Raw genomic sequence first — 19475 nt, forward strand, 5'->3', positions numbered from 1 at the left:
TTAGTATGACCAAAGCCAGAATAATAACGATATACCCCGCCTTAGTTTTCATTGTTTTGCTGGCCGTTTGCACAGCAGGCAGAGCCCAGCAAATTACCAAAGTAGCGCCGGGGATATGGAAAATTGTTTATGGCGAAGGCGAAACTATCAAGCCTGGCGATTTCAAAGACGCGGCGATGGACGACGCCCTGAAGCAGATGGCATCGGGCAATGAAACGCCGGACATTATGAACACCATTAAATTCAGCCGGTTAGATGGCGGTGTATCGGCCCATTTAACTATGGACGCAGCAGAGCGCATTTATGGCTTTGGCTTACAGGTAAACACGTTTGAACAGCGGGGCATGCGCCGCGAGATCCGCACCAATAGCAAAATCGTGGGCAATATCGGCTATAGCCATGCGCCTATGCCTTTTTACATTTCATCAAAAGGATATGGGGTACTGGTCAACACCTCGCGCTATGTAAATTTCTATATGGGCTCGCAGCATAAGCTGTCGGAAAGCGTTGGCATTAAGGACAATATCACTAAAACAGCCGAGCCGGGTTCTACGCTCTCGGCGCTTTATAACAAGCAGTACAAATCATCAAACGATGTAGAGATCCAGGTAAAGGGCGCTAAGGGGATGGAGATCCTGATATTTGAAGGCCCTACCATGAAGAACGTAATGGAGCGTTACAACCTGTATTCGGGCGGCGGCGCTATTCCGCCGCTTTGGGGCCTCGGCTTTAAATACCGCGCTAAAAACACCTTTACCGAAAAAGAGGTATTACCCTTCTCGCAATACTTCAGGGACAACCACATCCCCTGCGATATGTTCGGGCTGGAACCGGGCTGGCAATCGGCAGCTTACTCGTGCTCTTATATCTGGAATCCGGTAAAATACCCAACCCCCGATAGCCTGATCACCGTAATGACCAACAGGCACTACAAACTGAATTTATGGGAGCACGCCTACGTACACCCCACATCGCCCATATTTGATGCGATAGTACCTTACTCCGGCGATTACGCGGTTTGGAAAGGCGCAGTGCCCGATTTTACTATTCCAAAAACACGAGCTATCTTTGGCGATTATCATAACACCAACTTCATAAAAAAAGGCATTTCCGCCTTTAAACTGGATGAATGCGACGGCGCCTATTACGATGAAGCCAGCGGCGAGTGGAGCTTCCCGGATATCGCCAAATTCCCTTCCGGAATGGATGGCGAGCAGTATCGCCAGATCTTCGGCCTGCTTTACCAGAAGACTATTTTAGATCAGTATAAAAAAGAAAACAGCCGTACCGTGCTGGAAGCCAGGGCTTCATATCTGTTTGCCGCTCCCTACAGCGCCGTACTTTATACCGATATGTACAGCCATGCCGATTTTGTGCGCATGGTGGTTAACTCCGGCTTTTCGGGGGTGAACTGGTCGCCTGAAGTGCGGGATATCCGGTCGGAGAACGACCTGCTGCGCCGCCTGCAAACCTCCATGATGTCGGCCCATATGAATGTGGATTGCTGGTTCCTGAAAAACCTGCCCTGGTACCAGTTTAACCGTGATAAAAACAACAAGGACGAATTACTGCCCAATGCTAAAGAGCTGGAACAAAAGGTTAAAAAGCTAATAGAAACCCGCATGAGCCTGATCCCTTACCTGTACGCGGCCTTTGCCGATTATCATTACAAAGGCGTGCCGCCCTTCCGCGCATTAGTTTTGGATTATCCTGAAGATAAAGATGTTTGGAAAACCGACGACCAGTATATGATGGGCGAAAGCATCCTGTGCGCGCCGTTTATTGATGGCGTATCAACCCGTGATGTATACTTCCCTAAAGGCACCTGGTACGATTTTAACAGCAACAAAAAGTACGAGGGTGGCAAAAAATACAGCATCACCATGAGTTTGGACGAAGTGCCCATGTTTGTAAAAGAAGGCACCATCCTGCCTTTAGCCAAATCCGTTGAATATATCACGCCTGAAACCGTATTTGATATTAACTGCCGCGTATACGGTAATGCTGCTAATAGCGCTGTACACCTGTTTGAGGATAATAGCTACACTTTTAATTACGAACAGAACCAATACAACTGGCTTACCCTGCAATGGAACGGCAAAAAAGGCACAGTCACCCGCACCGGCACATTCAAGAAAAAGCTATACCGCATTGCAGCCTGGGAGCAGGTGAATTAACCCCATCATTATTGTTTATCTGACAGATATTTTTCCGGCATATTAACTTATTGTAAATCCATAACAAAGCCATTGTTATGGATTTTCTTATTTATACAATTTTGTTTAAAAACAATAAGATAGTCCATCCAATTCATTAAATCTTCCATTTTAGCGCGCTTGCTTACAGGTAACTTTGGTATAACATCATCTACCTACCATACGGCTAACCAATTTATAATCAAACCAATCAATATGAGAAAACTTCTATTATGCTTTTTGTTACTCATGTCGCAGATCTGGCTCGTGCCCGGTCATACCTTAGCAGCAAACCTGGTTGCTAAAGTAGCAGTGGCAGATAAAGTAATAACCGGGACAGTTTCCGATGCATCAGGATTAGCACTACCGGGTGTTAATGTGCGCTTAAAAGGCACCTCAACAGGTATCACAACCGACCCTAACGGCAAGTACAGGATCAGCGTCCCTGACGATAACGCTATACTGGTATTCAGTTTTGTGGGTTACGCCCCACAGGAGGTTAAAGTTGGCGACCGCTCCCTCATCAACATTACCCTTGCCGAAGAAAAGAACGCCCTGAACGAGGTAGTGGTTGTAGGTTACGGCACACAAAAGAAGGTTAACCTTACCGGCTCCGTTGCCTCGGTAACATTTGACGAAAAGATCACCGACCGTACGGTAACCAATATGTCTACAGCCCTGTCGGGCTTAATACCAGGTTTAGCGGTACAGCAAAGTACTTCATTGGCGGGCTCAAGCCAGGCAAACCTGCTCATCAGGGGCTTAACATCGCCATCAAGCCCTACCAACCCATTAATTGTGGTAGATGGCATCCCCGATGTAGATATTAACCGCATTGATATTAATGATGTGGAAAGCGTATCGGTTTTAAAGGATGCCGCGGCGGCGGCTGTTTATGGCACAAGGGCCTCAACCGGTGTTATACTGATCACTACCAAATCGGGCAAGGGTTTAAAAAAGCCTAAAATATCCTATACCGGTACCTACGCCGGCAACAGGCCAACCAATTTTTATAATTTCCTGAAAGATTACCCCATGGCGCTTACCTTAGAACAGCGCGCAATGCGTAACGGCCGTACCGCCCCTTCTTTTTACGATGGCACTATTGATGAATGGCTGGCCCAGGGCATGGTTGACCCTATTAAGTTCCCCGAAATTAGTCAGATTGATTATTTAACCCGCCGGGGTAAAATTACCACCAATAACATTTCGGCTGCCGGCGCAAGCGATAATGGCAACTACTTTGTATCCGTAGGCGCTTATGATGAGCGGGGCTATATGGTTAATAACGATGCTAAACGCTACAACCTGCGCTCCAACATCGATTATAAGATCAGGAAAAACGTAACCATCGGTACCCGCTTAGATGGATCATGGACCAACCAAACCTTTGGTATGGCAAACGGCTTTTTAGATTACGGAAATACTAACGTACCGCTTACGGTAGCCATTTCGGGCTTATTGCCTTATAACCCCAATACCCAACAATACGGCGGCGCTATGGCTTATGGCGAAGCATCAAATGCCGATAACCTTTATGCCGAAATTATGGGCCGCCATAACCTGGTACAGCGCCAGGAGTTTAACGGCAATATTTACGGCGCCTGGACACCGGTTAAAGGGTTAACCGCACGGATTGATTACTCGCTGCGCTATTACAACCAGTTTCAAAAAAGCTATACCGATTTAGGGTTAGATCTTTATAATTTCCAAACCGGCGGCGTGGTATTTAACTTATTCCCAACCACTGCCAACCTTTCAAACTCCAGCAACCAAGGCTATAAAACCCTGGCACAGGCCAAAATAGATTATACCACCGAACCTTTTAAAGGCCACAAATTAAGTTTACTGGCTGTTGCCGCGGAAGAGTATTTCCTTGCCCGCAACTTCGGCGTGAGCGCCGGCGGCCGCTTAGACCAAAGTATAACTGAATTAGGCAACCAAACCCTGGCACCGCTGGCCATAGGCTTTAACGGTGGCTCAACCGATGACGGCCTGCGATCGTTTGTTGGCCGGTTTAACTATAGTATCGACGAAAAATACCTGCTGGAAGCCAGTATCCGCGCCGATGGCTCGTCCAGGTTTTTACCGGGGCACCAATGGGGATATTTTCCGGCTATATCTGCAGGCTGGCGTTTCACCGAAGAGAAGTTCTTTAAACCGCTCAGCAATGTATTATCATCCGGTAAGTTAAGGCTTTCATGGGGTTCGCTGGGTAATAACCAGGGCAATTCTATCTACTCCCAGCTGCAAACCTTTATCAGCACACCTTATGTGTTAAATAATAACACCCTGGTATCGGGCGTCAGCGCCAACAAACAGATCAACGAAGATTTTACCTGGGAATCTACCCGCGTAGCTAACATTGGTTTAGACCTGGGCTTTTTTAATAATAAGCTAACGTTAGAAATAGATGCCTATGATAAGCTGACCACCAACCTCATCCGCCCGCTCACCCTGTCAACGCTGCTTACCGGTTATCAGGCGCCAAACTTTAATATCGGCTCGTTCAGGAACAATGGTATCGAGTTAAACCTTACCTGGCGTTCCAGCATCAACAAATTTAATTACGGTACAACTTTTAATTTCTCCTACAATATCGACAGGTTGGAATCATGGAACCAGCGCCTCAACTTCAGTAAAAACTACCTGCAAATGCCCTGGTTTTTTGCTTATTACATGAAATCGTCGGGCATAGCGCAAAGCTGGCAGCAAATTTATGACGCCCCTTTCCAGGGAAATGCCAACGTATCGCCCGGCGACCTTTTATATAAAGACCTGAACGGTAACGGGCAGATAGACAGTTACGATAAATACGCCGTACCTACCACAAACGAGCAACGCCCTACCTGTAACTACGGTATGAACCTGTTTGCCAACTTTAAAGGGTTTGACGTTAGTGTTTTATTACAGGCATCTACCGGTCGTAAAGATTATTTCCTGGAGGATATTACCAGCACCAATGTGGCGGGGCAGCGTTTCAATTTCCAAACCTTATATCTTGATCAAACCTGGAGCCTGGATACCCGTAACGCCATGTATCCGCGTATAACCGCGGCCAACTCGGCCAACAACCGTCCCGAATCTGATTTTTGGTTGAAGAGCATGGATTACCTGCGCTTTAAAAACATACAGGTAGGTTATACCGTACCCGCTAAATTTTTAAAGAAACTGGGGATAGACCGCATAAGAGTATACGGCACAGCCGAAAACCTGTTTACCATCAGTGGCTGGCCGGGCGTCGATCCTGAAAAATCCACACTTAATAATAGCCAGGGCGGCAACTTTAACGATGATCCGTTCCCTATCCTTAAGTCGTACTCTTTTGGTGTAAACGTAAGCTTTTAATAAATAAAATTTCAGTTTTATGAAAAAGAAAATATTGATCCTGTCGTTACTGCTTATCGCTTTAATTACGGATTCGTGCAGAAAAAATATCTTAGACTCAACTGACCCCAACAAACTAAATGAGCAGGGCTTTTTTGTTAAAGTAAGTGATGCTACAGAAGCGCTGATGGGTGTATATGTGGCCGCAAGGGAAATGTTTTACAAAACATACGCCTGGGATGGCGGCAGCGAAATGATGTACAGTCGTGTATCGGCCAGGCCATACTCCAACTACGCGCCAAGCAATGCATTCGGCAGTTCGGTAGCAAGGCACTGGGCCGATGGTTACAGGTGCATTAACCGGGCAAATTATGTGCTAACCCGCCTTAAAGAGCTGCAGGCAAAAACAACCAACACGGCCGACTTAACCGAATTACGACGCATTGAGGGCGAAACCTTGTTTTTGCGCGCCATGGTCTATTTCAGACTGATTGACCTTTGGGGAGATGTACCGTATTACGAAAATATTTTAAACGGCAATGACGAAGCGTACTCTTTAACACGTACCGATAAAGCGATCATTAAAGATAAGATCTTAGCCGATTTAACTAAAGCCGCCGGTTACATCCCTATCAGTGTGGCCAAAGCCGACCAGGGACGCGCTACCCGTGCGGCGGTATATGCTTATAAAGGCAAAATAGAATTATACTGGGCCTGCTGGCAAAAAACTGCCGGCAATACCGGCGATGCAACAACCTATTATAACCTGGCTGCTGCCGATTTTGCCGAAGTGATGAAACCCGCCTACGGCCGCACGCTTTATAAAGGCGGCGATCCGGGTACTGCGGCCAGTCCATCTTACGGCGAGCTGTTTGATGGCGCGCATGAAGATGCGGCTTATGCATCGGAAGTAATATTTGCCTTTACCAATGGCGGGCCAACCTTCGGCGCGTCTGATTACCAAAGCGACGAGTTTTATGGCGATACTTATTTATATGATTTTGGTACCCGCAGCACCGGCGCGGGCGGCACAAATGTTGCGCCTGAAATTCGCCTGATGAACCGTTACCAGCTGATCTCGACCGGTGGCTTTGCGCCGCCGCTGGTACCGTTAAATCCAACCACCGTTTCCGATGCCAAAACCCGTGTAAACAGCGCGGTTAACCCGGCATCGTACGTTGGCCGTGATTACAGGATGCAAGCCTCTATTATGTGGGATGGCACTACCATTAACGAGGTATTGGCCGATGGTACGGTTACATCAAACGTACTGCAGTTTTTATATAAAACTACCGCGCCTACCCCGCCTTATCTTTTTGCCGATGGCGCGTTTACCGGTTATATCTACCGCAAATTTGTGCGGCAGATAAGCGGTTATGCCCGCGAAGCCGGTCCGCAGGATTCATGGATGATGCGCTTGCCTGATGTTTGGCTGATGTATGCCGAAGCGGTAAATGAAGTGAGCGGCCCAACCAACGAGACCTATAATTTAATCGATGCTATCCGGCATCGTGGTAACCTGCCGCCGTTAAACCGCGCAAACTTTGCTACCAAAGCAACCTTTTTTGACGCGATTGAGCAGGAACGTATTATAGAACTGGTAGCCGAAGGCAGCCGCTTTTTTGATATCCGCCGCTGGCACAAGGCCGAACAGATCTGGACGCAGCCAAACGGTTCGCCGCTGATCAGTTCGTGGAACGAACTGGTGCGCGATGAATTTAAAAACGCGATAGACCGGGATTTCCAAAGGTTCTACATCTTCCAGATCCCTACAAACGAGATACAGAACAATCCCAAATTAACCCAAAATGGCCCCTGGTTATAATCCTAAACAAGAACGGAAAATGAAAAGATATATATTACCAATTATGCTTGCTGCCAGTTTGATCACCGTGGTGATATCATCGTGCAGAAAATACCCTATTGATGATAATGGTTTACTGATAACCGATAACTCCATTTGCTACATGAGCAGCTTTAACCTGGTTGGGTCGGATAATCAAACCGTACTGGTAACACAGCCCACCTTTGCCAACGGCCTGATTGATACTGTTAAATGCACGGTAACCGCTGTGGCCAAATTTGGCACTAATATCACCAAGGTTAAGCCTTATTGCAGCTTGGGCGTAAATGATATGCTGGTTGACCCTTTTATGGGCGTATGGACGGATTTTACCAATCCGCAAACGTATACCTTAACATCGGGCAACCGTAAAATAAAAAAGCCTTACACCATTACCATAACCGTTCAAAAATAAAAACAGCGTCATGAAAAAATTATCAAAACTAATATTCGGCTTGTTTTTATGTGCGGCATTTATGGCATCATGTAAAAAGGACGATAAGCCCACCAACCTGAAAAACGAGTTTATTAAACGCACCATGTCTCCCATGATAGTGGGACAAACCATTGAGTTTGCTTATGGGGCGGGCAGTACCAACGGCAAACTAAGCGCCATGCAGGTAGTAGCCAGCATTCCCGGCGCTACCGGTACCGGGTTTGAAACCGTAACCCACCGTACCGTTAACGCGGTTGACCTGACCACCGTTGTAGGCAGCAATGCGGTTACCAGCGGCGGTACATCAAGCGTAACCATTATTGATACGGGAGCTACCACCCTGCGCTACATTTATGTAATACCCGAGGCCGCACGCGGCCAGCAGGTAACGTTCTCCTTCTCGGTAAGCAATAAGGCCGGCGATCAGGCCAGCACTACTACGCCGGCCTATACGGTATCTAATATGGATATGGCCCGTAACATTACCATGGTAGGTACCGCAACAGGATCAAGGTATTTTTCTATCGCCGATATGCGGTCGTACACCCAGGCCGAAGTTGACGCCGGTAACCTATCCGCTAAAATTGACTTTGTATATGCCTACGCGGCAACTATCACCCCAACTACAACGGCTTATACATACGGGCATTCGTTGGTATCACCTGCCGCGTCGACCTATTTCCCCGCCGGGTTTACCATACCGGCCGCCTGGACAAAAAATAGCACGCCAATGGAAAAAAAGATCGGTTCGACCCTGTATGACGGACAGCTAAAAGGCGATGTTAACAGCAATATCTATGTGGCCGACCTTGACCTGCAACAACAAACGTTTACCGGCTCGGCTAATTATGCCATTACCCTGGCCAATGATGGCAGCGTATTTATGAAAACCGCGGATGGTAAGTATACCGCGTTTGTGTATATCAATACGGTTAATAATACCACCAGTACAGCGGTGATCAGCCTTAAAAGATTAAAGAATTTTTAGTTGTTAAATTTAATAAATGGTTATACGAAAGCCCGGAAACGGGTTTTCGTATTTTTAAAGACGAAGAGACTAAGTACCTGTTTATATAATGGAGCTAAAAGAGGATTTTTGGGGTAGTTACGAGGGGCACGATATACAACTATTTAAACTGGCTAATGATAACATGGAGGTAATGCTCACCAATTTTGGCGCGGCTATTACCAGCATCGTCACGCCCGACAGGCAGGGCAGCACCAGCAACATTGTTTTAGGATACGATACCCTGACCGGCTATGTACATGACAAATTTTATACCGGCTGCACGATAGGTCGTTTTGCAGGGCGTATAGCCGATGCCAAATTTTCTATCAACGGGTCATCGTACCAGCTGGCCCAAAACGATGGTGATAACAACATCCACCTGCATGGCGGCAATAAAGGCTTCAGCAAGCAGGTATTCACCGTTACCAGCCAAACAGTTAACGATACCATGGCATCGGTCGAGTTTTACTACCGCAGTAAGCATTTAGAAGAAGGCTATCCTGGTAACCTGGATGTATGGATCACTTACCAGCTATCGGCCAGTAATCAGTTAACCATTAAATACAAAGCGGTTACCGATAAGGATACACACGTTAACTTAACCAATCACAGTTATTTTAATTTGAGCGGCAAACAGCAAAGCGCCCTGAATAACCAATTATTTATTGATGCCGATAATTACCTGGTGATCAACAAAAACCATATCCCCACAGGGGAAATTGAACCGGTAAAAAACACGCCTTATAATTTTAATATCCCCCGCCCGATCGCCAATGGCTCGCCTAAGTTTCCGGATACGGGATATAACGAATGCTATGTACTGAACAAAAAACCGGGTGGCCCCTGTGCCGCCTTAAGCGATGAGGAAAGCGGCCGCCGGGTTACCCTGGAAACCGACATGCCTGCCTTGCTGTTTTACAGCGGCGATTACCTTGGCGGGAATTTTTTGAAAAATAACGGCGTATGCCTGGAAACCCAGTTTTTCCCGGACACCCCCAATCACAGTGATTTCCCCAGCACCCTGCTCGAAGCCGGCGAAGAGTGGGATAGTTATACAAGATTTAGCTTTTATTGGGATAAATAGTTATTGACTGTAGGAGTTTGGCTAAAGCCCTCTTCTGTTGCTTATTCCATCCGTCCCATAAATGGGACGGCAATGAATTGATTTGCAAGTGTTACTTCAGCCGCTTTATTACAACAATTCTATCCGCAATTCATTTTTCATCACAACAGTCACACTCGCATTAATTCATTGCCGTTGGCTTCAGCCAACGGATAACAATCACCAACAACGGGGCTTTAGCCCAATTCAAATTTCCGGCATGCCCATTTGCGGCTGATAACCGCTCACAAAAGCATTAACCACCGAGCGCGGTGTCAACACAGTTACATTGCCTTCAGGTAGCGGTAAATTCCGATCATACCCAAAAGGTGTCCAATGATGAAGGGATGAACCGGCTAACAAATAAGGCTCATTGCCTATCAATATAAAAGCGCCATCCGGCAAATCGTCTATAGCTGCTTCATAGGTTACCTTACTACCGTCCTTCGCTATCCTTTCCGCATGGATAACCTCGTCTATTTTACCAATTGCTACCTTATCGGCAAAACCATACTGAGGGTTACCTTTCAACCAGGCCGCTTTAAACTTAACTGCATCTTCCCGTCTACATTCAAAGCATGGCCGGTGGCCCGCCGCGAAGGCGGTGGCTTCATCAAAAAAGAATAGTTCTGTCCAAAGCCCGGGCGACATCACCTCCCTGTGCCGCCCCTTAAATTGCAGCAGGCAGATGATCCAGGCCTGATGTTTGAATGGGCGCAGGATAGTTTTACCTTTCCCATGTAATTGTCCCCGATTACCCAGCCAGGCGCCACGGGCGCTGGTACTGATGATATTCCCTTGCGGATCGACGCGGTTTTGCAGCATGGTGATTATTTAGCGGGCGGGACTTTTTATTCGTCCCAGTTAAATATTACTTCCTTACCGTTTAGCTTCCATTTTTTTGGCCATTGCTGCTCCAGCCAATCTAATGGTTCGGCTACAGGCTGTTTTTTAGCAGCAGCGGCGAACGAGCGTTTGATATACTCTTTCTGCTCTGCCCCGGTAGCTTCCTCCTGTGCCGATATAAACAGCGGCGAACTGCTTTCGGCTAATAACTGCATCCATTGCTTGTTTTTTGCCCAGGGCACGGCATTGGTTAGCCCCACACAATCGCCATCGGCGGCGTAAAAGGTGTTATGCTGGGTCATCCGGAAGCCTAAAGTGTTCACGCCCATTTTACGGGTGCGCGCCCAGTCTTTCCCGCTGGTATCGTCCCCTATCCGGTTAATTTCAAACAAACCTGCCGAAAGGTGACTGGCCGTATTACAGCCCAGCAGATAAATATCCTGCGCCCCATCGCGGATGGTACGGTACAGGTTCAGCATTACTTCGGCCGTAGTTTTGGATGGATCGTTAAAGCCCCAGCCGGGTGTGGTGATATCGGCATCCATCCGGAAACCCCATTTACCCAGTATATCGTAGGTGGTAAAATCGTGCTTCACCAGATCGTAACCCCATTCCCGGTACAAACTTACGTTATGTTTTATGCGGGCCAGGTTTTCGGGGATAGTAGGATCGAGTACCGGCTGCTGGGCATCCGTTCTGCCGGGAATAGGTGGCAGCAACAGCGACTTAGCATCTTTATAGGAGGCGCTTAAAGGGCGTGTCCACAAACCGGCGCGCATGCCCAGCTTTTTTATATTGTCGGCCAGCAGGTGCATATCCTTAAAATGATCGTTCGGTCGCGAAAAATCATCCTGCCAGCAGCAATCATTAGGCCGCGATGGCGAGTAAACCGCCCAACCCGAATCAACTACCGAAAAAGGCCGGTTATTGGTATCGGTAGATAATTCTGCCATACGCGCAGTATGGTTCAGGATAATCTCGGCCGAGTTCATCCCATAGGTAACATACCAATCATTAATACCATAAACCGGTTGCTTAGGCAGGCGCGGCCTGGCACACATTAGTTTGCAAAAGCGCCTGGCGGTAGCAAAAGTATTCTCGCCGGCTTTGCTTTGCGTGGCGATGATTTCGGCAGCGATCAGCTCACGACTGCCTAAAATAACACCGTTGCCGCCATTGCGGGTATCCATGGTCAGCAGCATTTTACCTGCTCCTGTTTGCCAGTGGCAAATGGTATTGCAGCCGGTTTTCACCCCGAAACATACCGTGCTTTTTAAGTTATGCTGTACAAAGTACCAGGGCATTTTATGCGCGGGATTAGCCGGTTGAAAGTGCAGATCGCCATAGCTGCGTTCCCAATGGTCGCCCAGTATTTGGGCTTGCTTGGGGGTATCATAATTCCACATTAAAGCCACATTATGTAAGGCATCTTTAGGCGAACTTACCCTCACCCGGATCCCGCCATCGGCATATTGCAGTTTCACCCAAACATCTTTATAAGTCCATGTTTGCGATGCAGATTGCTTTAGCTCATGGCGGCCATCATCCAGCGTTACAAAAACCTGGTTGGGTAAATGCACTAATTGGTTATTCTGCGCAAAAGCGTCGATGCTGTCAGCAAAAAGCAAACTGCCAAGCGCGGCTCCCGAAAGGTATACAAAGTTCCTGCGGTCCATAATTAGGATAGATAAATTAAGTTGTTGATTTAGTTTTTTTAGATGCCGGCGTACTCTCGGCAAACTTCTTCCGGTTCCTGAATTCTAAAGGCGATAAGCCCATTACGTTACTGAAAAGGCGCGAAAAATAGTACGGATCGCTGATACCCAGTTTATAGCTTACCTCTTTTATGTTATTACCCGTAAACTCCAGATACTGGCAAGCCTTTTGAATTTTAATATGGTTAAAATATTCCAGCGGCGGATAGCCTGTCTTTTTTTTAAACAAAGCCGAGTAATGTGATGGCGAAATAAGCGCCTGCTCGGCCAGTTGTTTTAAGGTTAACAGGTGGTGCAGGTTCTCGCGCATATAGGCGATAGAACGGTCGATAGCATCCTCCTTGCGGTTCTCGGCCGTGGTATGGAACAGGTCGGGGTAACTGAATGAGGACAGGAAATGCCACAGGCACATATTGATGTACTGCAAATTGGCATCACTGTACCCTTTCTCTAAAATATTATACATACTATCGAACAGTTTGATCCGCTCTTCGGAGTAAGTGATGGTCCGGCAAAAGCTGGTGCCTTTCAGACTTAATAACTCCGATAGCTGCCCGGCAAAAGTTCCTTTAAAGTGCATCCAGTAAATACTCCAGGGGTGCTTTTCGTCCGATCCATACTTGTGTGGCACGTTAGCGGGAATAATGATGTACTGCTCCCGTTCAACGGTGATATCCTTACCGCCTATGTTAAGCCAGCCTTTTCCATCCACACAGTAGATGAGGATATGGGTTGACGTGCCCGCCTCACGCTCGTAATAATGGAATTTGGCCTTAGGATAAAAGCCGATATCGGTAATAAATATATTGCTGATCAGCGCCGATTTGCGATAGCTTTTGATCACCTTATCAGGCAGCACAATGGCGCGCTGGCCATTAAACCCCTCACTTTTCCTGACGGTATGTTCGGCTTGTTCTGCTGCTTCCTGCATATCCTGTTATTTTTTTGCAATCAATTTATTCACCAGCCACTCGTTAATTTTCACCTGCGTTTCGGGAAACATCCAATGGCCTGATTCCTGCGTGATCCATAGTTCTTTTGGCGCCGTAATTACATTGTAAACCGAGTAAGCCGTGGTTGGCGGACAGGTTTCATCATTATATCCCCAGGTATAAAAGCCGGGGATGGTGATCAGTTTGGCAAAATTCACCGCGTCGTAATATTTAGAAGTGGCTATCTTATCAGGCGTAGCATAAGCCGGAGCATTGCCTTTGTTAAACATGTGCGGCCAGCCGCCGGCACGGTTATGCAGGTAGCCGGTCAAATCACTCATGGCCGGATACATGGCTACCATATATTTCACCCGCTTATCCAGCGCGGCTGTCATGATGGAAAGTATCCCGCCCTGGCTGCCGCCGTACACGGCCAGGTCGCCATTAAATTCGGGCATGCTGCTTAAATAATCGTTGGCACGGATACAACCCATGTAAACCCGTTTGTAATAGTACTTGTCTTTATTATCTAAATTAAGAAAAGGGTAATCGCTTAAACCTGACGCGGCCAAATTGTTATACACTCCGGCATCCATAATCACCGGGATGCCGTGGATGCCGATTTGCAAGGTAATTACTCCCTTTTCAGCCATTTCAATATCACCGTTATACGGACGGATGCCCGCGCCCGGCGGCTCTAATATGGCCGGATATTTACCGGGTTTTTTAGGCACACACAGTATCCCGTAAAAGCGCGAACCGGTGCGGTAATTTTGCAGGTTCAATTGATAAACATTGGTCTTTTCGGTACAACGGTCGGGCAGCAGGGTTAATTTGGGATCCATCGGGATCTTAGCATTATCCTGCATAGCCTTATCCCAAAACTCCCTGAAATCGGCCGGGGTTTCGGTAGTTGGTTTTATATCATGCACATCATAGGCGGCAGTTGCCAGTCCGCGGTATTTTTTGCCATCAACATCGGCCGTTACTATACAGCGTAAAAAGCCTGGCTCTTTCATGGTGCCGCCGTCAATGGTGATCTCGCTGCTGATCTCTCTATTCTCATTCACAACAGCCGGCATCTGCTCGGGGCCTATCTGGATATTGATCTTGCAGTTTTTTACAACATTGTTGTGCTGCGTTACCGAGATCATGAATTTTGCTTTTTCGCCCCGTTTATAGGTCCAGTCGGCATGGTCAGCCGCTACACTAACAAAGTAAAGCGGCTTGGGCGGCTGCGCCCAACTGTAGCAATTCAGCAGGATAAGTAACACCAGGCCGGATAGATATTGATATGGTTTCATGAAGTGGTTAGATAATTGTTTTTGCCGGGCAATACAGTTTCCCCCTAATCAAAGATGGGGAAAATCCATAAGTGCCCGATAGAATTTATTACGAAAAGGATGGACTTTATTACGATGTCATCCATATGCTATAAATATAAAAGATTTATAATTTACTTTTATCAATAAGTTAAGCAATATACTACTGGACAATATGCTTAATTAACCAGAACAAACCCATTAAACAATCAACAAAACAAATATGCAGTTAAGGCGGGTAAAAAAGGCGCAATTATTGTTGGCCACGTTTCTATTAAGCGCATGTTCGGCTAAGGTGGCACCGCTTAAAAGCAGTCCGCCCGGCGGTGTGGGAACATTGAAGGTAATGTCGTACAATATCCATCATGCTAACCCGCCATCTAAAGCCCGGGAAGGGCTGATAGATGTAGACGCTATTGCCAGGGTGATTAACGATCAGCACCCCGATCTGGTAGGTGTGCAGGAGGTTGATAAAGGCACCAAACGATCAGGCAATATCGATGAGGCGGCCCAGCTGGGACAAAAAACAGGGATGCATTACCAGTTTTTTAAAGCGATAGATCATGATGGCGGCGAGTACGGCCTGGCTATCCTGAGCAAATATCCTATTGAATCATCAGCAAAAGTTGACCTGCCGCAAGCGATGAAAGGCGAAGCCCGTATACTCTCCTATATTACGCTGAAGATCCCCGGCAAGGGTTTAATTACATTTGCCAATACCCACCTGGATGCCCAGCGGCCAGACAGTAACCGCGTAGTGCAGGTAAAACGCATTATGGAAGAAATGGGTAAAAAGGCCGGGCCTATCATCATAACGGGCGACTTTAACAGCACGCCTGATAAGGAAACCATCCGCATCCTGGATCAAAATTTTAAACGCAGTTGCGTGGACGGCTGCCCCTTTACCATTCCCGAAACCAGGCCAAATAAAACCATTGATTTTATAGCCATCAAAAATGCGGATTGGGCAGCTAAAGAACATACAGTGATCCCCGAAACCTACGCATCAGACCATAGGCCGGTGACCGTTATTTATCAACTGAAATAGATGGGAAGACACGTACTCATATTACTTACGTTGGTAGCAGCTTCGCTATTAGTTCCCTCCCTTGGGAGGGGTGCGGAAGCCCGTGTAGTGGCAGGGAGGGGTTTAGGCCTCACCCTGCCCTCTCCAAAGGAGAGGGTTCTAAAAACTGTGCATTTAGAGAGGTCTTCCGCTGACATCTACGCCCTCATCAAACGTATTATCCCCGCCCACGCTGCCCAATTCAGCATCAAATTCATTCCCAAAGCCGGTGATAAAGATATTTTTGAACTCGAATCAAAAAACGGCAAAATCATTCTTAGCGGCAATAATGGTATCTCTATAGCCAGCGCCCTCAACTATTATCTGAAAAACTACGCCCATTGCGATATCAGTTGGAACGGCACCAACCTAAATCTGCCTGCAAAGTTGCCCCTGGTAACCGGAAAGATCAGGCACGTATCGCCTTATAAATACCGCTACTATTTAAACTATTGCACCTTTAATTATACTATGAGCTGGTGGGACTGGCAACGCTGGCAATGGGAAATTGACTGGATGGCGCTTAACGGTATCAATATGCCACTGGCTATCACCGGGCAAAATGCTGTTTGGCAGCGGGTGTATAAAGACTTGAAATTTACCGACCAGGACCTGGGCAAGTTTTTTAGCGGACCTGCTTATTTCAACTGGTTTTACATGGGCAATATGGATGGCTGGGGCGGGCCGCTGCCGCAAAGTATCATTAACGGTCAGGAGGCTTTGCAGAAAAAGATTTTGGCACAGGAACGCTCATTGGGGATGACACCTATTTTACCAGCCTTTACGGGGCATGTGCCAGCTAATTTCAAAGAACGCTATCCCGATGCCCAACTCAAAAAAACGCATTGGAGCACCTTCCCCGAAGTAGCTATCCTTGATCCCAACGATCCGATGTTTACGCTGATCGGTAAAAAGTTTATGGACGAGCAGATCAAAACCTTTGGTACCGATCACCTTTATACCGCTGACACTTTTAACGAGAATACCCCGCCCACCAACGATTCGCTTTACCTGAACGATATCAGCAAAAAGGTTTATCAATCTATGGCCCAGGCTGATGACAAAGCTAAATGGATTATGCAGGGTTGGCTGTTCCATTTCAACGAGAAATTTTGGAAGCCGACGCAGATCAAGGCCCTGCTGAATGCGGTACCGAATGATAAAATGATGATCCTTGACCTGTGGAGCGAAAACCACCCGGTTTGGAACCGCACCGATGCCTATTACGGCAAACCCTGGATTTGGTGCATGCTGCATAATTTTGGCGGCAACATCAGTCTATACGGCCGTATGGATGAAATAGCGAGCGGACCAGTTAAGGCGTTAAATGATCCCTCCGCAGGGAAAATGACCGGAATTGGCCTCACCCCTGAAGCTATTGAACAAAACCCGGTGATGTATGAGCTGATGCTGGATAACATATGGACGGATAAACCCATTAATGTAGATGAATGGCTGAAAGGCTATGCCTGGCGGCGCTACGGCGCTAAAAACCCACATGCCGATAAAGCCTGGCAGGTGCTGCACCATACTGTTTATACCGGCGGCATTTTAAATGGCGGACCGGAATCTATCATCACCGGCAGGCCTACTATGGCAGCTACCACGCGTGGCACCCGTACGCAAAAAAACTATAAACCTAAGGATCTGCTGCCGGCCTGGGACGAGTTGATACAAGCATCGGCACAATTAAAAAACAGCGATGGTTTTAGGTATGACCTGGTTGATGTGACCCGGCAGGTGCTGGTGAACTATGCCGATACGCTGCAACGCCAGTTCGCAGCGGCTTACGCTAAAAAGGATCAATCGGGGCTAAATGCATTAAGCGCAAAATTCCTAATGCTGATTGACGATGTTGATCAGCTTTTAGCCACCCGTAAGGATTTCCTGTTGGGCAAGTGGATTAACGATGCCCGTAAATGGGGCGCTACGCCCGATGAGAAAAAGCTGTTTGAACGCAACGCCCGCAACCTGATTACCCTTTGGGGCGATGAAAAGGCGACGCTGACCGAATACTCGTGCCGGCAATGGAGCGGAATGCTGAGCGGCTATTACAAGCCCCGCTGGCAGCAATATTTTAAATATATAAACGCCCAAATGCAGCAAAATAAGCCTATCGATCAAAAAGCCTTTGAAACAGAAATAGCCCATTGGGAATGGCAATGGGTGAACAGTCACGAAGCTTACACCGATCAGCCGAAAGGCGACGCGGTTGCTGTGGCTAAACAACTATATCAAAAATATCATACCGAAATCAATCAGATCTACCAATAATACCTTTAAAACGTTTGTTATGAACCGTAGAAATCTCATTAAAAATTTAAGCCTTACACTGGGCGCTACCATTATTGCCAAGGAGAGCATAGCCGATATCGGCAAGAACATCCTCAGCTACAAAATACCCGCAAACCCATTACACAAACCTTTGGCAAAGCCCGTAACAGCAATTACCTTAGGGGCAGGTAACCGCGGCAATGTGTACGGTGGTTTCGCGCTGGCTTACCCGGATCAGCTTAAGATAGTGGGCGTGGCCGAACCTATCCCTTTCCGGAACGACCGGTATACCAAATTCCATAAAATAGAAGAGAAAAACCGCTTTAAAACCTGGGAAGATGTATTTAAGCAACCCAAGTTTGCCGATGCCATTATCATTTCCACACCCGATAACCTGCACTATGCGCCCTGCATGAAGGCGCTGGAAATGGGCTACGATATCCTGCTGGAAAAACCCATAGCCCCTACCGAAAAGGAATGCCGCAGTATACTGGCGCTGGCTAAAAAAACGGGGCGCATTGTGGCGGTTTGTCACGTATTGCGCTATGCGCCTTACTTTGTAAAAATGAAAGAACTGATTGCCGCCGGGGCTATCGGCCCGGTAATGAGCATACAGCATTTAGAGCCGATTGAGCATACACACATGGCGCACTCGTATGTACGGGGCAACTGGCACAACTCTAAACAAACCACACCTATTTTGCTGGCAAAATCCTGTCACGATCTGGATATTATCAAGTGGGTGATCAACAAACCCAGCAAGGAGATCATCGCCATGGGCGATTTAAAATGGTTTAAAAAAGAGAACGCCCCCGAGGGCAGTACTGCCCGCTGTACCGACGGCTGTAAAGTAGAACGCACCTGCCCCTACTCGGCCATACGGGAATATGTGGAAGATCAGGGCCGAAACAAAGTGCTGGATATCCCGGACGATGCCAAGGATAAAAAACCGATCATATTAGAGCGCTTGAAAACGATGGACTACGGCCGCTGCGTGTACCGCATGGATAATGATCAGCCCGATCATTACATTACTAATATCCGCTTTGAAGGTGGTATTACCGCCAATTTCAGCATGGAGGCCTTTACCTCATACGCCGGCAGGCGCACCCGCGTGTTTGGCGCCATGGGCGATATGGTTGGCGATATGGAAGAACTGGTGGTAACCGATTTCCGCACAAAAAAAGTAATGAAGTACAAACCTATTGCCGAGGATGTGGAAGGCTACAAAAATAGCGGCCACGGTGGCGGCGACTGGTTGCTGGCCCGCGATTTTGTACAGGCCGTGGCACATCAGGACGCTAAAATGCTAACATCAACCATTGATGAATCGATAGAAAGCCACCTGATGGGTTTTATGGCCGAGAAAAGCCGGGTAACGAAAATGATAACGCCGATAGTGGTGTAG

General features: G+C 47.4%; 13 protein-coding genes and 1 pseudogene. 9 read left to right on the plus strand and 5 right to left on the minus strand.

Annotation, left to right across the window (positions count from 1 at the left end):
* Positions 1-5: 5 nt before the first annotated feature.
* The 6 genes from AC07M6_RS12010 (at position 6) to AC07M6_RS12035 (ending at position 9894) form a co-directional block, all read left to right on the plus strand.
* Positions 6-2177 carry a glycoside hydrolase family 31 protein gene (locus tag AC07M6_RS12010; RefSeq protein ID WP_494889672.1) on the plus strand — a complete coding sequence of 724 codons (2172 nt, stop codon included), beginning with the start codon at positions 6-8 and terminating at the stop codon, positions 2175-2177.
* Between the two features lie 234 nt (positions 2178-2411).
* Complete coding sequence (locus AC07M6_RS12015) at positions 2412-5543, plus strand: SusC/RagA family TonB-linked outer membrane protein (protein WP_494889674.1); 3132 nt, start codon at positions 2412-2414, stop codon at positions 5541-5543.
* A gap of 19 nt (positions 5544-5562) precedes the next feature.
* Complete coding sequence (locus AC07M6_RS12020) at positions 5563-7347, plus strand: RagB/SusD family nutrient uptake outer membrane protein (protein ID WP_494889676.1); 1785 nt, start codon at positions 5563-5565, stop codon at positions 7345-7347.
* Positions 7348-7366: 19 nt separating this feature from the next.
* A complete protein-coding gene (locus AC07M6_RS12025) occupies positions 7367-7780 on the plus strand; it encodes an SGBP N-terminal domain-containing protein (protein WP_494889678.1) in 414 nt (137 codons plus the stop codon).
* A 10-nt stretch (positions 7781-7790) separates the two neighbouring features.
* Positions 7791-8789 (plus strand): DUF4466 family protein, encoded by a 999-nt coding sequence (locus AC07M6_RS12030; protein ID WP_494889680.1) that lies wholly within the window; start codon positions 7791-7793, stop codon positions 8787-8789.
* Between the two features lie 88 nt (positions 8790-8877).
* Positions 8878-9894 (plus strand): aldose epimerase family protein, encoded by a 1017-nt coding sequence (locus AC07M6_RS12035; RefSeq protein WP_494889682.1) that lies wholly within the window; start codon positions 8878-8880, stop codon positions 9892-9894.
* A gap of 225 nt (positions 9895-10119) precedes the next feature.
* Here AC07M6_RS12035 and AC07M6_RS12040 read toward each other — a convergent pair whose 3' ends face one another.
* From AC07M6_RS12040 to AC07M6_RS12060, 5 genes and pseudogenes are all read right to left on the minus strand, one after another.
* Positions 10120-10737: a hypothetical protein gene (locus AC07M6_RS12040; protein ID WP_494889684.1), complete on the minus strand. Its 618-nt coding sequence runs from the start codon at positions 10735-10737 to the stop codon at positions 10120-10122.
* A 26-nt stretch (positions 10738-10763) separates the two neighbouring features.
* Complete coding sequence (locus AC07M6_RS12045) at positions 10764-12434, minus strand: alpha-amylase family protein (RefSeq protein ID WP_494889686.1); 1671 nt, start codon at positions 12432-12434, stop codon at positions 10764-10766.
* 16 nt (positions 12435-12450) lie between these two features.
* On the minus strand, positions 12451-12783 hold the full coding sequence (locus tag AC07M6_RS12050; protein WP_494890434.1) for a helix-turn-helix domain-containing protein: 333 nt from the start codon (positions 12781-12783) through the stop codon (positions 12451-12453).
* 153 nt (positions 12784-12936) lie between these two features.
* Positions 12937-13404: pseudogene (locus AC07M6_RS12055) on the minus strand (AraC family ligand binding domain-containing protein); the annotation flags it as partial.
* A 6-nt stretch (positions 13405-13410) separates the two neighbouring features.
* Positions 13411-14709 (minus strand): acetylxylan esterase, encoded by a 1299-nt coding sequence (locus AC07M6_RS12060; protein ID WP_494889688.1) that lies wholly within the window; start codon positions 14707-14709, stop codon positions 13411-13413.
* 241 nt (positions 14710-14950) lie between these two features.
* Here AC07M6_RS12060 and AC07M6_RS12065 point away from each other — a divergent pair, with 241 nt between their 5' ends.
* The 3 genes from AC07M6_RS12065 (at position 14951) to AC07M6_RS12075 (ending at position 19475) form a co-directional block, all read left to right on the plus strand.
* On the plus strand, positions 14951-15775 hold the full coding sequence (locus AC07M6_RS12065; RefSeq protein ID WP_494889689.1) for an endonuclease/exonuclease/phosphatase family protein: 825 nt from the start codon (positions 14951-14953) through the stop codon (positions 15773-15775).
* A 147-nt stretch (positions 15776-15922) separates the two neighbouring features.
* A complete protein-coding gene (locus AC07M6_RS12070) occupies positions 15923-18067 on the plus strand; it encodes an alpha-N-acetylglucosaminidase (RefSeq protein ID WP_494889691.1) in 2145 nt (714 codons plus the stop codon).
* A 19-nt stretch (positions 18068-18086) separates the two neighbouring features.
* Positions 18087-19475, plus strand: coding sequence for a Gfo/Idh/MocA family protein (locus tag AC07M6_RS12075; RefSeq protein ID WP_494889693.1), 1389 nt, complete (start codon positions 18087-18089; stop codon positions 19473-19475).

It is taken from the genome of Mucilaginibacter sp. GW821-FHT07H05 (genome assembly GCF_059418485.1).

Coding starts and splice junctions, on each gene's coding strand:
- AC07M6_RS12035 (WP_494889682.1), top strand. CDS start 8,878: ATGGAGCTAAAAGAGGATTTTTGGGGTAGTTACGAGGGGCACGATATA.
- AC07M6_RS12030 (WP_494889680.1), top strand. CDS start 7,791: ATGAAAAAATTATCAAAACTAATATTCGGCTTGTTTTTATGTGCGGCA.
- AC07M6_RS12015 (WP_494889674.1), top strand. CDS start 2,412: ATGAGAAAACTTCTATTATGCTTTTTGTTACTCATGTCGCAGATCTGG.
- AC07M6_RS12075 (WP_494889693.1), top strand. CDS start 18,087: ATGAACCGTAGAAATCTCATTAAAAATTTAAGCCTTACACTGGGCGCT.
- AC07M6_RS12040 (WP_494889684.1), bottom strand. CDS start 10,737: ATGCTGCAAAACCGCGTCGATCCGCAAGGGAATATCATCAGTACCAGC.
- AC07M6_RS12020 (WP_494889676.1), top strand. CDS start 5,563: ATGAAAAAGAAAATATTGATCCTGTCGTTACTGCTTATCGCTTTAATT.
- AC07M6_RS12065 (WP_494889689.1), top strand. CDS start 14,951: ATGCAGTTAAGGCGGGTAAAAAAGGCGCAATTATTGTTGGCCACGTTT.
- AC07M6_RS12025 (WP_494889678.1), top strand. CDS start 7,367: ATGAAAAGATATATATTACCAATTATGCTTGCTGCCAGTTTGATCACC.
- AC07M6_RS12010 (WP_494889672.1), top strand. CDS start 6: ATGACCAAAGCCAGAATAATAACGATATACCCCGCCTTAGTTTTCATT.
- AC07M6_RS12060 (WP_494889688.1), bottom strand. CDS start 14,709: ATGAAACCATATCAATATCTATCCGGCCTGGTGTTACTTATCCTGCTG.
- AC07M6_RS12050 (WP_494890434.1), bottom strand. CDS start 12,783: ATGCGCGAGAACCTGCACCACCTGTTAACCTTAAAACAACTGGCCGAG.
- AC07M6_RS12045 (WP_494889686.1), bottom strand. CDS start 12,434: ATGGACCGCAGGAACTTTGTATACCTTTCGGGAGCCGCGCTTGGCAGT.